The organism is Candidatus Micrarchaeota archaeon (assembly GCA_021163225.1).
In the GTDB taxonomy this organism is placed as follows: Archaea; Micrarchaeota; Micrarchaeia; order Anstonellales; family JAGGXE01; genus JAGGXE01.
In genome coordinates this window covers 1-17,646 of sequence record JAGGXE010000063.1, presented here as the reverse complement: position 1 = coordinate 17,646, position 17,646 = coordinate 1, and the positions used below count along the sequence as shown (strand labels likewise).

Below are 17,646 nucleotides of genomic sequence, written 5' to 3'. Positions count from 1 at the left end.
TATGGATATTTTTGAGATGAAAAATGAAGGCGCACAACTCATAGATAATTTATAAAAAGGAAAAAAGACGATAATTATTTTTCAGTTTTTTCTCCTTTCTTCTTAGAAAGAAGAATTATTTTGGGCTCCTCTTCTTCTACCTTGATTTCTCCGGGAAGTTTAAGCATTTTAGACCCTTCTTTTCCTTCAAACTTTTTAGGAAGTTTAATTATATTAGTAGGTTTCTTAGGAAGTTTTTGTTCAATCCATTCAGACCATTCTTTAGGTATATCACGCTTCTTAGGAATCTTCTCAAGGATCCCTCCCCTACGTTTTTTCTCCAACATCTGCATCATTTTCGATTTTGTTTCAGGTGGCAGTGGCATAGTCTCAATAATCTCTTCTGGAGGTATTTTATCAAGAAGAGCCTCTAGCCAAGCCCTTCTAACACTTGAAGGCAACTTCATTATATACTCTGCGTCAGTCCTTGCCTTCATTACCGCTGCAATATAACTCCTTTCCTCTTGCGATAATGAGTTCAAGATTTCCATTGCTTTTTTCAGTTCAGGTGTCTTCTCAATCATTTCTTTAACTTCAGGATTTTTTTCTTGTACTGTCGGCATGCAAATCACCACTTATATTTTTGGAGCAATCTTTATAAATATATGGGTATAAGCAAAACCTTCTGTGCAATTGTGAATAAATCTGATTAACTCTGTGTGACGAATTAGGTTTTATACCAAACTATCTACCTAACCTCATCTTCTTATTCTCATATATCCTTTTTCTTATGTTCATTCCCTTTCTTTCTCTTTTCCAACTCTCCATACTCTATCCCGTCTGCACTCCCGTGCGAAAAGAAGGTAAGTTTAAATCTGTTACGTTCTTATTGAGAAGATGTGAGATTCCTGAGCAAACGTGCGAAACGGTTGGCGGAAGACATCCGTGCCATTAGGATTCAGGGTGCGCACAGGGTTGCTAAGTACGGTATAATCGCTTTCGTTTACGAGATGAACGTGTATGCACGACGTTCACGCGATCCTGATGAACTGTTGACCCGTGCGCGTAGTGTTGCGGACATGTTAAAAGGGTTACGTCCGACAGAACCGATGCTGATCAACTATCTGGACGATATACTTTACGACATCAACAATCTTGCCGAACAGAAGAGGTTGAGTTCATCCGTGCTACGCGGTTATCTTGCCAGAAAACTTAAAACGATCCTCAAACAGATGGACGGCGCCCGCGCGCGGTTAGCGCGCGCGGGCAGCCGTCTTATAAAGTCAGGTGATAGAATCCTCGTTCATTGTCACTCTACGTCCGTGATGTTGACTTTGAAGACAGCGTGGAATTCTGGGAAACGGTTTGAAGTGGTGGCTACCGAGACGCGTCCCCTCTATCAAGGGCATAGAACCGTCCGCGACCTCTTATCTTACGGGATACCCACCACGTTGATCGTTGACAGCGGTGTCGGAACGGTCATAGACGAAATAGATAAGGTGTTCGTCGGCGGTGATGCGGTAGGGTTAAACGGTCAACTGGCTAACAAGATAGGCACAAAAACGATTGCCGAACTGGCCTACCGTCGCGGGATACCGTTCTATTCGTGTGTTGAACTGTACAAGTTGGACAGACGTCCCGACATACCTATCGAATACCGTGACCCTAGGGAGGTGCTGGCCCATATCCCTAAAGGTCTCAAGGTTTTGAACCCTGCTTTTGACATAACTCCTGCAAAACACATATCAGGGTTTGTCACAGAGCAAGGCGTGTTAAAACCGAGGGAATACGTGCGCACTGCGGAGAAAGTTATAAAAATGTTTGATAAGAGGATGTTACCATGTCCGTGAAGTTTGTAGTCCATCCGATAACTCTGAAGGCAAAATGTTTTGACATAGTTTCAGGTAGTAAGATAGTCGTGCTAAACCAGGACGATGCTCTCGAGAACGATATACACCCTTCTTCACGTGTTAAGGTTTCTTACAAAGATAAAGATGTTATAGCGATGGTCGACCTGTCCACAGACCTTGTTAAACGGGGTGAGATCGGTCTGTTTGAAGAGATCTCAACCGAACTGGGTGTACGGGACGGTTCGAAAATAACCGTTCAGATAGCACCGCGTCCCAAATCCATAGAGTACATAAAAAGGAAGATGGACGGTTCGCCGTTGGAACGCGATGAGATAAAACTTATCATCGATGAACTGATGGAGAACTCCCTGTCACCTGTTGAGATGGCTGCTTTTATAACCGCGGTCTATATTAGGGGTCTGAACTACGATGAGGTTGTTTATCTGACCGATGCGATCGTTGAATCGGGTGAACAACTCAATCTTAACAAGAGGCCCATCCTCGATAAACATTGTATAGGCGGTGTGGCAAACAACAGAACTACGATGTTGGTCGTGCCGATCATAGCGGCAGCCGGAATGTATATACCGAAGACATCATCGCGTTCGATCACGTCCGCTGCGGGTACAGCCGATACGATGGAGGTGCTGGCACCTGTTACGTTGTCCATCGATGAGGTTAGGGACGTTGTACTTAAGACCAAAGGATGTATCGTATGGGGAGGTGGTATGAACATCGCCGCTGCAGATGATAAGCTTATACATATCCGCAGACCTTTGTCCTTGGACCCGCGCGGCGCACTGTTGGCAAGTATATTGGCTAAGAAGAAGAGTGTTGGTGCCACCCATGTGATCATAGACATACCTGTGGGCAGGGGCGCTAAACTTCAGAGTGTCACTGAAGCGCAATCGTTGGCTGACGATTTCATAGCCATCGGTAAACGGATAAACATGAAGATCGAAAGTTTGATCACCGACGGTAGCGATCCGATCGGTGTCGGGATCGGTCCTGCTTTGGAATGCAAGGACGTGTTGGAGATCCTCGACGGCGCCGGACCGATGGATCTGCGGGAGAAAGGGTTGATACTAGCCGGCAGGTTGCTCGAGCTGTCCGGCGCCGTCGAACCCGGGCGAGGCCGCGCAGTGGCCGAGCATATCCTGGAAAGCGGTAAAGCTATGAAGAAGTTTAGGGAGATTATCGAAGCACAGGGCGGTGACCCCAACGTTAAGATCGATGATCTGCCGATCGGTGATAAGGTGTATTCGGTGGTGGCAGAAAAGTCCGGGAGGATCAGTCACGTTGACAACAGAAAACTGTCTATGATAGCCCGTGCTGCCGGTTCACCGTTCGATAAAGGTGCGGGTATAATACTCTACTGCGAACACGGTGATAAAGTACGGAAAGGCGATAAACTGTTCGACATCGTTGCTGAGAGCGAGGCAAAACTCGATTTCGCAATCAAAACCATGGAGGAGTACAATCCGATAGAACTTGAGAAGATCGTTATACAGACCATCCGCAAGTGAAGTAACTTATTTTTGGGTGATGATCTCGGGAGGATGTCCTATGACCCGTAAGAAGAAGGTCCGAGGGATAAAAGAGGAGATGAGTAAACCGGTAACCGGGCGGTCTACCGATGAGGATGTTATGCGTATATTGGATCAGGTGATAAGGCGGATTAAACCGAGCAAACGGGAGTTGGCATCGGAACAGAAGGTGCTGAGCGAAGTCATGGAACGTTTGAAACAGGCCACTCCTTCAGACGTTGAAGTTGTACTGGTCGGTTCGGTTGCTAAAGGTACGCAGTTGAAAGGTCGTCGCGAGTTCGACGTCTTCATGCTGTTTCCGAAGTCGTATTCCAGGGAACGGTTAGTCGATGTAGGGTTGACTTCTGCTAAAGAAGCTTTTAAGGATGCCGAGTTCCATCTTGCCTATGCGGAACATCCGTATCTTTCGGTAAAGTTTAAAGGGTTTGATATAGATGTGGTCCCTGCTTACCGGATATCTTCTCCGGAGGAACGTGCCACCGCGGTTGATAGGTCGCCTCTCCACACCGCTTATGTGAACAACCATCTTACCGAGAAACAGAAGGATGATGTCCGGCTGCTTAAACAGTTTATGAAGGCCCATGACATCTACGGTGCAGAGGTTAGAGTGGAGGGGTTTTCGGGGTATCTGTGCGAACTCCTGATCATCAGGTACGGCTCGTTCCTGGACACGCTTAAACATGCGTCTTCCTGGAAGATCCCGACCGTGATAGATATAGAAAACTATTACGGTGATAAGAATAGAACTCCTGTTGATTTGACCAAGGTGTTCGATGCACCGTTGATAGTTATCGACCCCACAGATAAGAAACGTAACGTCGCTGCTGTTGTGTCGACAACCTCTATGAGCATATTCATCCTTGCTTCCCGTATGTTCCTGAAAAGGCCGAGTTTGAATTTCTTTTTCAAGAGACGTTCTCCGGTTTCACCCGCCAACCTTTACAGACGGATCAAACAACGCGGTACCCGGTTGCTCGTCATCGAATTTCCTGCTCCTGACGTCGTTGAAGACACGCTCTGGCCGCAGTTCAGAAAACTCGTACGACAGTTGAACCGTTTCCTTAGGGACAACGAGTTCGACATGTTCGGGTACTACTATTGGACAGATATGAATAGATGTCTGATCATGTTCGAACTGGTTAACGATGTCCTGCCGATGATTAAGAAGGTGAGAGGACCGTCAGTGGTTCTTGAAAAACCGACCTACGATTTTATGGACAAACACAAGAACGCTCTCGACCTTCACGTGGAACACGATAGGATAGTCGCAATAGACCGGAGAATGTTTACTGACGCCAAAGATGCAGTATCCTATTTCTTCCGTACGGCCAAGTTGCCCTCCCATTTCTCTGATGTGGCGAAGAAATACCGGTTTCTGCCGGCGAGATCCCTGGTATCTAAACGTTACATCAGTGCGAGCATAGAGTATTTTACACGTACGATAAAATGGTAGGTGGAGTGTATGGATTATTCGGTATTTACGGATCAGTTGAATTCTCTCATAAGTTCTGATTACGGTGCGCTTGCCTTTGACATAATCGTTCTGACCGTTGCGATGTTGCTTATCTGGTACCTGTATCGAAAGGTCGCTAAAAAGGATATGTTTGCTGTCGACCTCGATAAGTATACCGGAAGATACGCAACGTTGAAAAAGTTCGGCGCTCTCATCGCGTACGTGGTCAAATACATGGTCCTGTTCCCTATATACACATTTCTGATGTTTGCTATTCTTGCGATGAGTTTCTTCATGCTTTCGCCTCAGTACAACATCACATCTTCTCTCTTTTTCTCGATAGTGATCATATCGGTAGTCCGGATCCTTGCGTACATAAACGAAGATGCTGCTCAGGAACTTGCCAAGATGTTACCGTTCTCGCTGGTGTTGAGCCTGCTTCTTAACCCGTCTTTGATCTCCTACCGTTTGCCGACAACTGCAGAAACGGTTAACGCGTTTTCATCGATCTCTCAGTACTTTGTGTTCATAATAGGGCTTGAACTAGTCTTGCGTGTGGGGTCTTTCATACTGAGCCTTGGCCGCGGTAAAAACGATGAATCACAGAATTAACCTCTGTCAAAACATCATTTGCATCATTAAAAATTTACACTTTGAGTAATTCTTATGTTAACTAAGTTTCTCCTGATACTTCAAGTTGATACTTCAAGTTTAAATACTGCGGGACTGTGGAGTTGGTAGATAGAGGTTATTTTGTCTTTTATAGATTTATCTTACCTGTTTGGTTTTGTTGAGTTTTCCCATGCATGCGTTCAGTATTTAGCACGTTTTCTTTTTTAGGAGAGGTGAATAATTTCGGAATGGCACGGCGGTCGATTTTTGTTCACATTCAGTTTGAAACAGCGCCTAATATTTCTTTATGAACATCGCATCGCCGAAGGAATAGAACCTGTATCTTTTGGATATCGCTTCTTCGTAAACACGTTTCCAATCGTCCCCGATGATGGCTGCCACGAGCAGAATAAGCGTTGACCCGGGCAGATGAAAATTGGTGATCAGACCATCAAACTTCAGTTTGAACCTGTATCCCGGATATATGAATAGGTCGGTCTCCCCGTTGTACGGATGAACGATACCGTTTTGGTCGGTAGCCGTCTCGAGTGCACGGAGGGTTGTTGTACCTACTAAAATCAAGCGACCGCACCGCCGGTTCACGGCGCGCGCGGTCGCTTCATCAACAACAACCCTTTCGGAATGCATCTTATGTTTCGTGTAATCGTTTTCTGTTATCGGTTGAAATGTGCCTATCCCAACATGTAAACACACTTCTGCGAACTCTACACCTTTTTCTTTTAACCGTGCGATCAACTCCTTAGAGAAATGTAACCCTGCTGTCGGTGCGGCTATGCTACCTTCTTTTTTGGCAAACACCGTCTGGTACCGTTTCCTATCGTAATCGTAGTTCTTTATGTACCCTGGCAATGTGTAATCACCATGTTTTTCTATAATCTCTTTTACCTTCTCATCGGAATAATTGAATTCGATAATAAAACGTTCGCCTTCAATACCTGATTCAACTATTCTTCCGACCAGCCCCTCTTGGAACAACAGTTCTGTGCCTATGTTCGGGTTTTTACAACGAACGAACACATCGTATCGTCTGTTTCCTAAAGGTGCTACGATAGTTATGGCCGCTCTGCCACCGGTGGCTTTTCTTCCAACGAGCCTTGTCTTCAGGACTTTGGTGTTGTTCACTACGACCATGTCACCTTTTTCCAAGTATTCAGTAATGTCTCTGAAGGTTCGGTGTTCGATCTCTCTTTCATTAACGTGGTAGACAAGCAATCGTGATTCTTCTCTAAGATGGCTTGGTTGTTGTGCTATTAATTCTTTTGGCAGATTGTACATGTAATCATTTAGGGAGGACATGTTTTCTTATTTGAGAATCTTCAGATATAAAAACATAATCCAGCACTTCGAACGATCGAAAAATTCTCTTACGGCTCTGTTTCAAGTAAGAAGATATTTAAAGACGCCCCGGCCGGGATTTGAACCCGGGTCGCCGGCTCGACAGGCCGAAATGCTAACCGCTACACCACCGGGGCACACAGTTACCTCGAACGTACGCAGAAGATAGATTATAACTGTTGCAACAGAAAATTTTTAAATGTTTCTAGATATAAAGTTATAGACCAGCGTTTTTAAGGTTAGAATGTTTTATCTGCCAGGTGATATGCCGTGACCCATAAAGATCCCGATAAAAGGAAGTCTTCTAAAAAGGAATCAAAGAATAATAAGGGGAAGAGTAAAACCTCTAAAAAGAAAGGACCAGTGAAGGAGTTCCACCATGTTCTGGTGCCGATTCACGAATTGTTGAGTAAGGAAGAAGCTGAAAAGGTTATTAAGAAGTACGGTGATAAGAATCTGTTCCCGAAGATAAAGAAGAACGACCCGGCACTGGCGTTGTTCGGTATCAAAGCCAAGCCCGGCGATATTATAAAGATAACGAGAAATGATCCCACCGGTAGGCACGTAGTTTACCGTGTAGTGAGAAAATAATCTGTGGATTATCTCTCATATGAAAATTTAAGTTTTAAAAACCTAAAAAAAAGGTGATACCTTGGGCCTGATGGAATTGTATTTTAAAGAACATGGTTTAGTGACCCAACATTTAGATTCTTACAATCTATTTGTGGAAAAGGGAATCCAACGGATCGTTAACGAAGTGGGGATCGTAAACACAAACGTTGAAGGGTTTCAACTTAAGTTCGGAGATGTAAGGATCGAGCGGCCGATGGTCGTAGAAGCGGACGGTTCACGACGTAAAATTATGCCGATGGAAGCGAGAATAAGGAATCTGACTTACGCATCGCCCATATTCATGGAAATCATCCCGGTTTTCAACGGTGTAGAACGTCGCACGTACTCGGAAGTGTTCATAGGCGAATTACCAGTGATGGTCAAATCGAAATTGTGTTACCTGGACAGTATGACCGAAAGCGAACTGATCGAAGCCGGTGAAGATCCTTACGACCCCGGCGGTTACTTTATCATCAACGGTAGCGAGAAGGTCCTTGTCGGGATAGAGGACCTGGCACCTAACCGTATCATGGTGACCAAGGAATCTGCCGATAAGACGACTGTTGCTAAAGTGTTTTCGACACGGAACGGGTTCAGGGCGCGATGCGCTTTCGAATTGAAACGTGACGGATCGTTGATGGTGGATTTTCCGGGATTACCGAGAGAAGTGAACCTGATGGTGCTTCTTAAGGCTCTCGGGTTCAACAGTGATCAAGAGATCATAGATGCGTTCTCGGACCATTACCTGATCAGAAACACGGTCCTCTTTAACCTTGAGATGTGCGAACCTAAGGACACTGCAGAAGCTTTGGAATATCTTGGTAAACGTGTTGCACCCGGTCAACCTGAAACCTATCGCGAAAACCGTTTGAACATGTTGTTGGATACCTATCTGCTTCCCCATATAGGTACTACGAGCGAACACAGGAAAAGTAAGGCATGGTACCTTATAGAGATGGCTGAGAAAACCGTATTCGTTGAACACGGAGTGTTACCGCCCGATGATAAAGATCATTATGCTAACAAACGGATCAAATTGAGCGGTACATTGATGGAAGAGTTGTTCAGGTACGCGTTCCAGTTTCTTGTTAAAGACATGGTTTACCAGGCGAGCAGAGCGGAGGCCCGCGGGAGACGGTTGGTAGTTCAGAACCTTGTGCGACCTGACGCGTTTACCGACAGGATCAGGTATGCCATGGCAACGGGTAACTGGATTGCCGGTCAAACGGGCGTGTCACAGCTTTTGGATAGGTTGAGTTTCCTATCTTCAATGTCTCATCTGAGAAGGGTGATCTCGCCTTTGAGCAAACGTCATCCCCATTTCAAGGCGCGCGACCTCCACGGTACACACTGGGGTAAATTGTGTCCAAATGAAAGTCCGGAAGGACCGAGTTGCGGTCTTGTAAAGAATCTGGCATTACTCGCTAACATTACGGTCGGTGAGGAGGAAGAGTCCGTTGAAACGACGTTACGTTCGTTAGGTGTTAAATTCTGAAGAAGGTGATGGTTCGTGGGTAAAGCTGCGGTGTATCTTAACGGAAAACTCATCGGGTTTCATGAGGATCCGGAAGCGTTGTGTCGCGAACTCCGTGCCAAACGGAGGAGAAACGAGATCTCTCCAGAGATAAATATCTACTATGATAAGACGTTGGGTATCGTCCATGTAAACAGTGATCGGGGCCGTGCACGTCGTCCCTACATAGTCGTTGAAGACGGTAAAAGCAGGCTCACACCCGAGATAAAGGAAAAGGTTGAAGCGGGCGATATAACATGGCAGGACCTGATAGCCAACGGTATCATAGAATACCTCGACGCTGAAGAGGAAGAGGAAGCGTACATAGCTTTATCCGAAGACGAGTTAACCAAAGAGCATACACATCTGGAATTCGATCCGGTCACGATTGCCAGTGTAGTGGTGAACGTACTTCCTTATCCGAACCATAATCTGTCTGTTCGTAACACCATGGCTTGTTCGATGGCTAAACAATCGTTAGGCATATATGCTACCAATTACAATCTAAGGACCGATTCATTGGCACATATCATGTTCTACCCGCAACAGCCTTTGGTTCAGACACGCGCATACAAAGCCCTGGGATTTAAAGAGCATGCTGCGGGCGAGAACTTCGTGGTTGCGATATTGAGTTACTCGGGATACAACATGGAAGATGCGTTGATCATCAACCGTAATGCTATCGACCGAGGTCTCGCCAGAACCGTTTATTATAAGACCTACACGACCGAGGAACGAAGGTATCCCGGCGGTCAGAAGGACAAGTTCTGTATCCCTACTCCTAACACAGCCGGATACCGTGAAGAGGAGGCTTACAGGTATCTGGATGATGACGGCATCATATCACCAGAGATCTCTGTCAAAGGCGGTGATGTTCTGGTGGGTAAGGTTTCGCCGCCCCGTTTCTTGGAAGAGGTTTCTGTTTTCGGTATTATCGAAGAGAAAAAGCGTGAGAACTCCCTTGTTCTACCCTCTGGTGAGAAGGGCATAGTCGATTCAGTAATCGTTACTGATACGTTGGGCGGTGACAGAATGGTGAAGGTGCGGGTCAGAACAGTGATGCCTCCAGAGATCGGTGACAAATTCGCGTCCCGTCACGGTCAGAAAGGTGTGATCGGTCTGATCCTTCCTCAGGAGGATATGCCGTTTACCAAGGAAGGTATCGTGCCAGACATCATACTGAATCCGCATGCTATACCTTCCCGTATGACCGCGGGTCATCTTTTGGATATGCTTGGCGGTAAGGCAGCCGCGTTTGCTGCACAGTTCATGGACGGCACAGCGTTTGAAGGGCAGGACAAGGAGGATTACGGAGACATACTCGAGAAACACGGTTATCACAGGTACGGTAAGGAAACGATGTACGACGGTATCACCGGTAAGAAGATGAAGGCGGACGTGTTCGTAGGTATCGTTTATTATCAACGGCTCAGACATCTCGTTGCTACCAAGATCCACGCACGATCCCGCGGGCCGGTTCAGTTGCTTACTCATCAACCTACCGAAGGCCGTGCACGTGAAGGTGGGTTACGGTTCGGTGAAATGGAACGTGACTGTTTGATCGGTTTCGGTGCATCGATGCTTATCAAGGAACGTCTCCTTGAAGAAAGCGATAAGACGAATATACTCGTGTGTAATAAATGCGGTGCTCGTGCGGTCTACGATTATGCTGAGAGAAGGGCTTATTGTCCGTTGTGCGGTAGCACAGATGTACATGCAGTTGAAGTGAGTTATGCTTTCAAACTTCTGTTGGATGAGATCCAGGCATTGGGAATACTACCCAGGTTGAGGTTGAAGAGTAAAGGTGAATGAGGGGGATAATATGGTTGTTGGAGAAACCGAGATGGTTATAGATTCGATAAAATTTTCGTTGTTGTCACCTGCTATGATCAGGAAGATGTCTGCTGTTAAGATAACTGTTCCGGATACTTACAACGAGGACGGGTATCCGATAGAAGGCGGACTGGTAGACCTCAGGTTGGGTGTGATCGATCCTGGGTTAAAATGTAGGACATGCGGGGGCAGGATGGGAGAATGTATGGGCCATTTCGGTCACATAGAGCTCGTCAGACCTGTTGTTCACCCTTCTTTTGCTAAAACGATACTTTATGTTCTCAGGTCCACATGTCCCAAATGCAAACGCGTACTCGTCAGCGAGAAGGAACTTGAGAAACTTCGTCGGGATATTGAAGAGGAGGGTAAGAAAGGTACCGAAACAACGATGATCAAACCTAAACTTAAAAAAATGGATACCTGTCCGCATTGCGGTGCCAAACTTCCCAACATCACTTTGCTCAAACCTTACACGTTCTACTACGATAAACGTGTCATGTTGCCGAGCGAGATTCGGGAATGGTTGGAAGAGATACCCAACGAAGACCTCAGAATTCTGGGGTTTGACCCGGTCTATGCACGACCTGAATGGATGGTATTGACCGTGTTACCCGTTCCTCCTGTTACGATGCGTCCTTCGATCACTTTAGAGACCGGTGAACGTAGTGAAGACGACCTTACACATAAACTCGTGGACATCATGCGTATCAATCACCGGTTGGAAGCGAACATCAATGCCGGTGCACCGGAACTGATCATCGAAGACCTATGGGAACTTCTTCAGTATCATGTGGCAACGTATTTTGATAACGAGTTGAGTAACGTGCCCCCTGCAAGACATAGGAGCGGTCGCGCGCTTAAGACGTTGTCCCAAAGGTTGAAGGGTAAAGAGGGTAGGTTCAGGTACAATCTGTCCGGTAAACGCGTGAATTTCTCTGCGCGAACGGTTGTTTCGCCAGACCCCAACATAAGCATAGACGAAGTAGGCGTACCCTACGAAGTTGCTGAAGAGTTAACGGTTCCGATAGCGGTTACCACATGGAACAAAGAACAGTGTAAACGGTATGTGTTGTCCGACAGTTATCCACGTGCCCTGTACATTATCACTCCAGAAGGTCGTAGGATAAGGGTGAAAGAAAATCTGAAGGAAGAACTGGCTGAACGGTTGACTGAAGGTTACACGATAGAACGTCAGTTGATCGACGGTGACATCGTTCTGTTCAACAGACAACCGTCGTTACACAGGATATCGATGATGTGTCACAGGGTCCGTGTGTTACCTGGTAAGACGTTCAGACTTAATCCTGCTGTTTGTCCACCGTACAACGCGGATTTTGACGGCGATGAGATGAACCTTCATGCTATACAGACCGTTGAGGCGCGTGTGGAAGCGGATGTGTTGATGACTGTTCATGATCAGATCATCTCACCGCGTCACGGACATGCTATCATCGCACCTAATGAGGACCATATATCTGCCGCTTATTACACAACACTCGATGAGACGGTGTTTACTAGGAGCGAGTTTGCAGACCTCCTCGGTAGGATAGGTATTACAAAGATGCCTCCGCCGGACAGGAAGGAAGGGTATTCAGGAAAGTTCCTGGCATCCCTACTGATCCCTAAGGAGATATCGTTCAAGGAGAGAACGAAGTTCTATCCTGCTCCGCAGGGCGAGGTTGAAGTTGTTGACGGGATGCTCGTTAAAGGTGCTTTGGAAAGCAAAACGTACGCGAGTGTGCTTGTCGAATCGATCTTCCATACCCTCGGGAGCGAAGCTGCTAAGACGTTCATCGATTTGTCGACACGTGCATTCTTAGACGTTCTATCCTATCAGGGATTGACCATCTCACTGGAAGAGTACCATCTACCTAAAGAGGTTCGAGAGAAATGTAACAAGATTATCGATGAAGGGATTAGAAAGATCGATGCAGTGATACTTCAGTATCAAAACAAAACGCTTAAACGCGCGCCCGGTATGACGTTGCGCGAGACTTTGGAGGATAACATATTACGTATCAACGCCGAAACGAGGAATAAGTTGGGTGATGTGCTTGCAAAGGCTCTAGGTGAAGAGAATCCGGCAGTGGTGTTCGCTAAGATCGGTGCAAGGGGTAGTATGATCAACGTGATACAGATGACCGGTGCTGTAGGTCAACAGTCCGTCCGCGGTAAACGTTTGACGCGCGGGTATTACAAACGTACGCTACCTCACTTCAAACGCGGTAACATAGGCGCCCAGGCGAGAGGGTTCATCAGAAATAATTTTATACACGGGTTGAACCCGATCGAATACTTCTTCGGATGTATGGGAGGTAGGGAATCTCTGGTCAATACGGCTATCCGAACCGGTAGGTCAGGTTATATGCAACGTCGGTTGATCCATGGTCTCCAAGACCTGATCGTTGAGAACGACCTTACCGTCCGTGATGCAGCGGGTAACATTGTTCAGTTCATATACGGTGGCGATGGTAAGGATCCGATGTATGCGAGTGCTAAGGTGCATATCGAGATGGGTCCGCGAAAGGATGATACCGAGACATCGTCCGTCTAAATGTTTTTGTGGGTGGTTGTGATGAGAAAAAAGGATATGATCGCTTACGGTGAAGCCGTAGGAACTGTGGCTGCTCAAAGTCTGGGCGAACCGGGTACTCAGATGACGTTGCGAACGTTCCATTATGCGGGTGTGGCTGAACAGGTGCCGACAGGTTTACCAAGGGTTATAGAAATCGTCGATGCGCGTAAAAAACCTAAGAAGGGGTTGATGAACGTCTATCTGAAGAAACCCTATTCTACGGATGAGAAAAAGGCAAGCAAAATCGCAGAGAAACTCGAACAAACAGTTCTTAAAGATATTGCAAGTATAAGAGAGGATTTTGAAAATAAAAGGATACTTGTCAGGTTTAAGGAGGATGAGGTTGCCATCCGTAAAATCGATATAGATGAAGTTAAAAAATCTATCAAGAAGATCGGTGGTGTGCGGATCAGGTCGAAGAATGATAAGGTGGTTGTCAAACTGAACAAGGAAAATCCAACCTATAAGGAACTCCGGACATTATCCATAAAACTGCATAACCTGTTTGTTAAAGGGATAAAGGGTATCGAAAAGGCGTTGGTCGTCAAGGAAGGTAACGAATACTTTATCAGGACAACCGGTACCAACCTCGCAGAAGTGATAAAATGCGATGAAGTGGATAGTTCGCGTACCATCACCAATGATATTCATGAGATGAATAAAGTGTTCGGGATAGAAGCAGCCAGAAATCTTATAATTAAGGAACTTAAACAGGTCATGGATATGCAAGGTCTGGCGTTGGATGTGCGACACGTTATGTTGATTGCCGATGCGATGACTCAGGACGGTACTATACTGCCGGTAGGTCGTCACGGGTTAAGCGGTAGAAAGGCCGGTGTACTAGCGCGTGCTGCGTTCGAGGAAACGATTAAACATCTTGTCAATGCGGCAGTGGCAGGCGCTGAGGATAAGTTGAAGGGTGTTACAGAAAATATCATCGTTGGTCAAACAGTTCCCATAGGTACTGGACGTGTCAAACTCAAACTTAACTATCCGATGTTGGTTCAGGAAAAGACCGATGAACCGTAATGTTTAAAATGAGCTGTTATGTTAAATAACAGAATTGTTGTTGCAAGTATCGAATCGTCGGAATTTGAAAGGTGAAGTCGTATGGATATCGTAAAAGCAATTCGCATGGCTGTCGATACAGGTAAAGTAGAGTTCGGTAGCAGAAAGGCGTTGAAACATGCTATGCACGGGGATTGTAAACTTATAATCATCGCTAAAAACTGTCCGAAGGATATAAGGAATGATATAGAATACTACTCAAGGTTGTCGGGTGTGAAAACGGTTGTGTTCGACGGTGATAACGACGAACTTGCCGAAGCATGCGGTAAACCGTTCAATATCAGTACGTTAACGATACTCGACCCGGGCGACTCCGAGATCCTTAACATCTACAAATAGAACTTTCAATGTGGTTCTATGGCCGTGCAATTGACCGCTGACGAACTGAGGAGCATGTCTCTTTTTGAAAGTTTGACCGGTGCTCTTGCTAAGGATTGCGTGTTTATAGATAACAAGGTTGTTTTTATAGTTAGAAAAGGGGAACTCGGTAAGGCGATCGGTAGAAAAGGCGCCAACATAAACCGTGTGAGAACAGCGTTCAGGAACAAGAAGGTTATCGTTATCGAAGATGCGGATTCCATCGAAGAATTCATAAGGAATATGTTTCCTAAAATAGAGATTCTTAACATTACCCTCCACGATAGGCCTAACATACCAATGGCCTATGTGACGGTGCGCTCAGAAGACAGGGGTGCTGTGATAGGTCGGAACGGCGAGAAGATTAAAACACTGCGTAAAGTGTTGATCAGAAGGTTCGGATACGATATGAAGATACTGTCCAAAGGGTGAGAAGACGGACAATGTTCGGCGATAGGTTTTTAAATAATCTGTCGTATAAATAATCTCCACTTGTGTTTAAATAAAACTGTCTTTTCGGAAGGTGATCCGTTTGGGTAAAGGAGAGTTTGCAGGGTTGGATCTGTTGCGACGTAGGAAAAGGTTCAGAAGTCTCAGTAAACGATGGAAACGTAAAGCGCTTAAACTGTGGAAGAAGTACGATGCTTTGGAAGGTGCGCCTCAGGGTAAGGGTATAGTGTTGGAGAAACGTGTGTTAGAACAGAAACAACCGCACTCGGGTTTGATCAAATGCGTTAAAGTCCAACTGATCAAGAACGGTAAAGTAGTTACCGCTCATGTGCCGCGTGATAAAGCAATAAATTATATCGATGAACACGATGAAGTCATCATAGAAGGATTGGGCGGTTCGCAGCGCGGACAGATGGGTTCCATACCAGGTGTCAGGTACAAAGTTATCAAGGTAAACGGTGTGGACCTCCAGATGCTGAGGAAGGGTAAGAAAGAGAAACCTAGAAGATAAACGGGGTGAATGCAGATGTCCGACCCTAAACTGTTCGGTAAATATGATTTCGATAACATTGAGGTTACTGATCTCTCCATCAAACCGTATATCAATCTGACACCCGTATACATACCTCATTCCCACGGTAGACACGGTAAAAAACGGTTCGAAAAGGTTAACGTGAACATCGTTGAACGGTTGGTTAACAAACTGATGCGTGGTGGAACCGGTGAGAAGCTGGGCGGTAAGGTTATACGAACGCACGGTAAGTTGCAGGGTAAGAAGGCAAGGGTTATAAGAATTGTTGAAGAGGCCTTCGACATCGTCCATAAACGGACAAAGCAGAACCCGATCCAGTTGCTCGTTCGTGCGATAGAGAATTCTGCGCCACGGGAAGATTTTACCAGAGTGGCTATGGGCGGTGTATCATATCAGGTAGCGGTTGACATCTCTCCTTCGAGAAGGGTTGATGTGGCGTTGCGTAACATTGCGTTGGCGGCTATCATGGGATCCTTTGATAAAAAGAGAACGTTGGCAGAGGCTCTGGCGGATGAGATAATATACACAGCAGCCGGAGACGTGCAGAAATCCTATGCTATAAAGAAACGTGACGAGATCGAACGGATGGCTCGAAGCGCCAGATAATCTGTTTTTCTTTTCAGCGCTTCAAAATTTTTTCTCTTTTTTTTACAACCGGGTATCTTTTAACAACGGGAAGTTTCTGACTTCTCGGTATATCGGTCCGTTACGCGTTAACGTGCTCTGCATGAGAGAGAACGAGTCAACGATGAACCTGCCGAATACGGTTTCGCTGTACTTCTCCAAAAGGTCCGTAATGTTAACCTTTGATTTCACCCGTGCTATCGTGAGATGCGGTGAGAACGGTCTGTCAGGTTTGAAACCCAGCGGTCTCAGGACGTTTTCGACCTTGTGCGCGAGCGAGGTTATATCTTCGCTTCTTTCAACACCCAACCATATAACACGGATATAGTTCGGAGATGGAAATACACCGATGCCTTTTACAACAATGTCAAACGGTTCTTGAGTAACCTTTTCCAATGCATCGATGATTCTGTTCACTTTATCCTCATCCACCTCGCCCAAGAATTCAAGCGTATAATGAAGGTTCCCTCTCGATACAGGACGGATACGGTCCTTCGGTAACTCCTGGATGATTTTCACGATGTTTTCCTTAACGTCTTCGGGTACATTTACCGCTACGAACAGTCTCATGATGTTTTCCACCCCTTATGCATCCTTATTGCATGTTGGGATTATTAAACATTCCCATCGTTCATCTACAGAAGAGCGGACAGTTGTTCGGTGAGATAGACGGTCTTCGCCGTGATCACAACGTTTCTTGCCCTCTTTCAACGGAAAATAATTTCGGGATAGTGCGACCGATTCAGTGAGAGAGGACCTATGAACTTAATTGATGGTAAGTAGTCTCCCCTTATCAAATATCTTCCCAACCGTTTTCTATATCTAAATCAAATACTGGCCTAAAACAGTAACTATGACTTTATCATTTATTATCATTTTTGACATACAGGTCTTCTGTGGTATATATTTAGAACATACAAATATTTGAAATTTTTCGGTTTTATTGCTTTGGAGAGTTACTGGAGTAACCTAAATTTTATAAAGAAGATGACGAAAAAATGAAAAGGTATTGGTTAGTATTCTAGGAGCATGGGAAATAATTGAAAAAAGCTTAAAGGAAAAATTGGAGAAAGGGATTCAGAGATGATAAGGAATATTGTTTTAGCTTATTTATCTGAAAAAGGTTATTTGAAAAAGAAAGGGTGAGTGAAAATGACAAAGGAAAACCTTGAGGAGTTGATCGGAAAATTGGGCGGGGAAATAACTGTAGGGAGGTAGTGAAGTAAAATGATGATCGATATTGATTATAAAAATGGAATTAAAATCCTTTTGGATGAGTATAAGG

General features: G+C 45.5%; 14 protein-coding genes, 1 tRNA gene and 1 pseudogene. 12 read left to right on the top strand and 4 right to left on the bottom strand.

Annotation, left to right across the window (positions count from 1 at the left end; all coding sequences use genetic code 11):
- Positions 1–74 precede the first annotated feature (74 nt).
- The gene (locus J7K41_04355; protein ID MCD6549906.1) at positions 75–602 is read right to left on the bottom strand and encodes a hypothetical protein; all 528 of its coding nucleotides are present in this window, start codon (positions 600–602) and stop codon (positions 75–77) included.
- A gap of 276 nt (positions 603–878) precedes the next feature.
- On the opposite strand from J7K41_04355, the gene J7K41_04350 reads away from it, so the two are divergent.
- The 4 genes from J7K41_04350 to J7K41_04335 are packed head-to-tail and all read left to right on the top strand — an operon-like array spanning position 879 to position 5,441.
- Entirely contained in the window at positions 879–1,829 is a 951-nt protein-coding gene (locus tag J7K41_04350; GenBank protein MCD6549905.1) for an S-methyl-5-thioribose-1-phosphate isomerase, read from the top strand.
- Positions 1,820–3,355, top strand: a complete 1,536-nt coding sequence (locus J7K41_04345; GenBank protein ID MCD6549904.1) for an AMP phosphorylase — start codon at positions 1,820–1,822, stop codon at positions 3,353–3,355. The genes J7K41_04350 and J7K41_04345 overlap by 10 nt, the downstream gene beginning before the upstream one ends.
- Before the next feature lie 19 nt (positions 3,356–3,374).
- On the top strand, positions 3,375–4,829 hold the full coding sequence (cca, locus tag J7K41_04340) for a CCA tRNA nucleotidyltransferase (GenBank protein ID MCD6549903.1): 1,455 nt from the start codon (positions 3,375–3,377) through the stop codon (positions 4,827–4,829).
- A gap of 9 nt (positions 4,830–4,838) precedes the next feature.
- The gene (locus J7K41_04335; GenBank protein ID MCD6549902.1) at positions 4,839–5,441 is read left to right on the top strand and encodes a hypothetical protein; all 603 of its coding nucleotides are present in this window, start codon (positions 4,839–4,841) and stop codon (positions 5,439–5,441) included.
- A gap of 294 nt (positions 5,442–5,735) precedes the next feature.
- Here J7K41_04335 and queA read toward each other — a convergent pair whose 3' ends face one another.
- Together queA and J7K41_04325 are read right to left on the bottom strand one after the other, a co-directional pair.
- On the bottom strand, positions 5,736–6,758 hold the full coding sequence (gene queA, locus J7K41_04330) for a tRNA preQ1(34) S-adenosylmethionine ribosyltransferase-isomerase QueA (GenBank protein MCD6549901.1): 1,023 nt from the start codon (positions 6,756–6,758) through the stop codon (positions 5,736–5,738).
- 104 nt (positions 6,759–6,862) lie between these two features.
- Positions 6,863–6,934 (bottom strand) — tRNA-Asp (locus tag J7K41_04325).
- Between the two features lie 226 nt (positions 6,935–7,160).
- Between J7K41_04325 and rpoH the strand changes: the two genes are divergently transcribed.
- The 8 genes and pseudogenes from rpoH to J7K41_04285 all read left to right on the top strand — a co-directional run bounded on the left by rpoH (position 7,161) and on the right by J7K41_04285 (position 16,343).
- Positions 7,161–7,388 carry a DNA-directed RNA polymerase subunit H gene (gene rpoH / locus J7K41_04320; GenBank protein ID MCD6549900.1) on the top strand — a complete coding sequence of 76 codons (228 nt, stop codon included), beginning with the start codon at positions 7,161–7,163 and terminating at the stop codon, positions 7,386–7,388.
- Positions 7,389–7,458: 70 nt separating this feature from the next.
- Positions 7,459–10,734, top strand: a pseudogene (locus J7K41_04315) (DNA-directed RNA polymerase subunit B).
- 10 nt (positions 10,735–10,744) lie between these two features.
- Positions 10,745–13,309 carry a DNA-directed RNA polymerase subunit A' gene (locus J7K41_04310; protein ID MCD6549899.1) on the top strand — a complete coding sequence of 855 codons (2,565 nt, stop codon included), beginning with the start codon at positions 10,745–10,747 and terminating at the stop codon, positions 13,307–13,309.
- A 21-nt stretch (positions 13,310–13,330) separates the two neighbouring features.
- On the top strand, positions 13,331–14,359 hold the full coding sequence (locus J7K41_04305; protein MCD6549898.1) for a DNA-directed RNA polymerase subunit A'': 1,029 nt from the start codon (positions 13,331–13,333) through the stop codon (positions 14,357–14,359).
- Positions 14,360–14,440: 81 nt separating this feature from the next.
- Entirely contained in the window at positions 14,441–14,737 is a 297-nt protein-coding gene (locus J7K41_04300) for a 50S ribosomal protein L30e (protein MCD6549897.1), read from the top strand.
- Between the two features lie 18 nt (positions 14,738–14,755).
- The gene (locus J7K41_04295; GenBank protein ID MCD6549896.1) at positions 14,756–15,187 is read left to right on the top strand and encodes a NusA-like transcription termination signal-binding factor; all 432 of its coding nucleotides are present in this window, start codon (positions 14,756–14,758) and stop codon (positions 15,185–15,187) included.
- Between the two features lie 100 nt (positions 15,188–15,287).
- Entirely contained in the window at positions 15,288–15,716 is a 429-nt protein-coding gene (locus tag J7K41_04290) for a 30S ribosomal protein S12 (protein MCD6549895.1), read from the top strand.
- Positions 15,717–15,725: 9 nt separating this feature from the next.
- Positions 15,726–16,343 (top strand): 30S ribosomal protein S7, encoded by a 618-nt coding sequence (locus tag J7K41_04285; GenBank protein ID MCD6549894.1) that lies wholly within the window; start codon positions 15,726–15,728, stop codon positions 16,341–16,343.
- A gap of 42 nt (positions 16,344–16,385) precedes the next feature.
- Here J7K41_04285 and thpR read toward each other — a convergent pair whose 3' ends face one another.
- Positions 16,386–16,931 carry an RNA 2',3'-cyclic phosphodiesterase gene (thpR, locus tag J7K41_04280; GenBank protein MCD6549893.1) on the bottom strand — a complete coding sequence of 182 codons (546 nt, stop codon included), beginning with the start codon at positions 16,929–16,931 and terminating at the stop codon, positions 16,386–16,388.
- Positions 16,932–17,646: the final 715 nt, after the last annotated feature.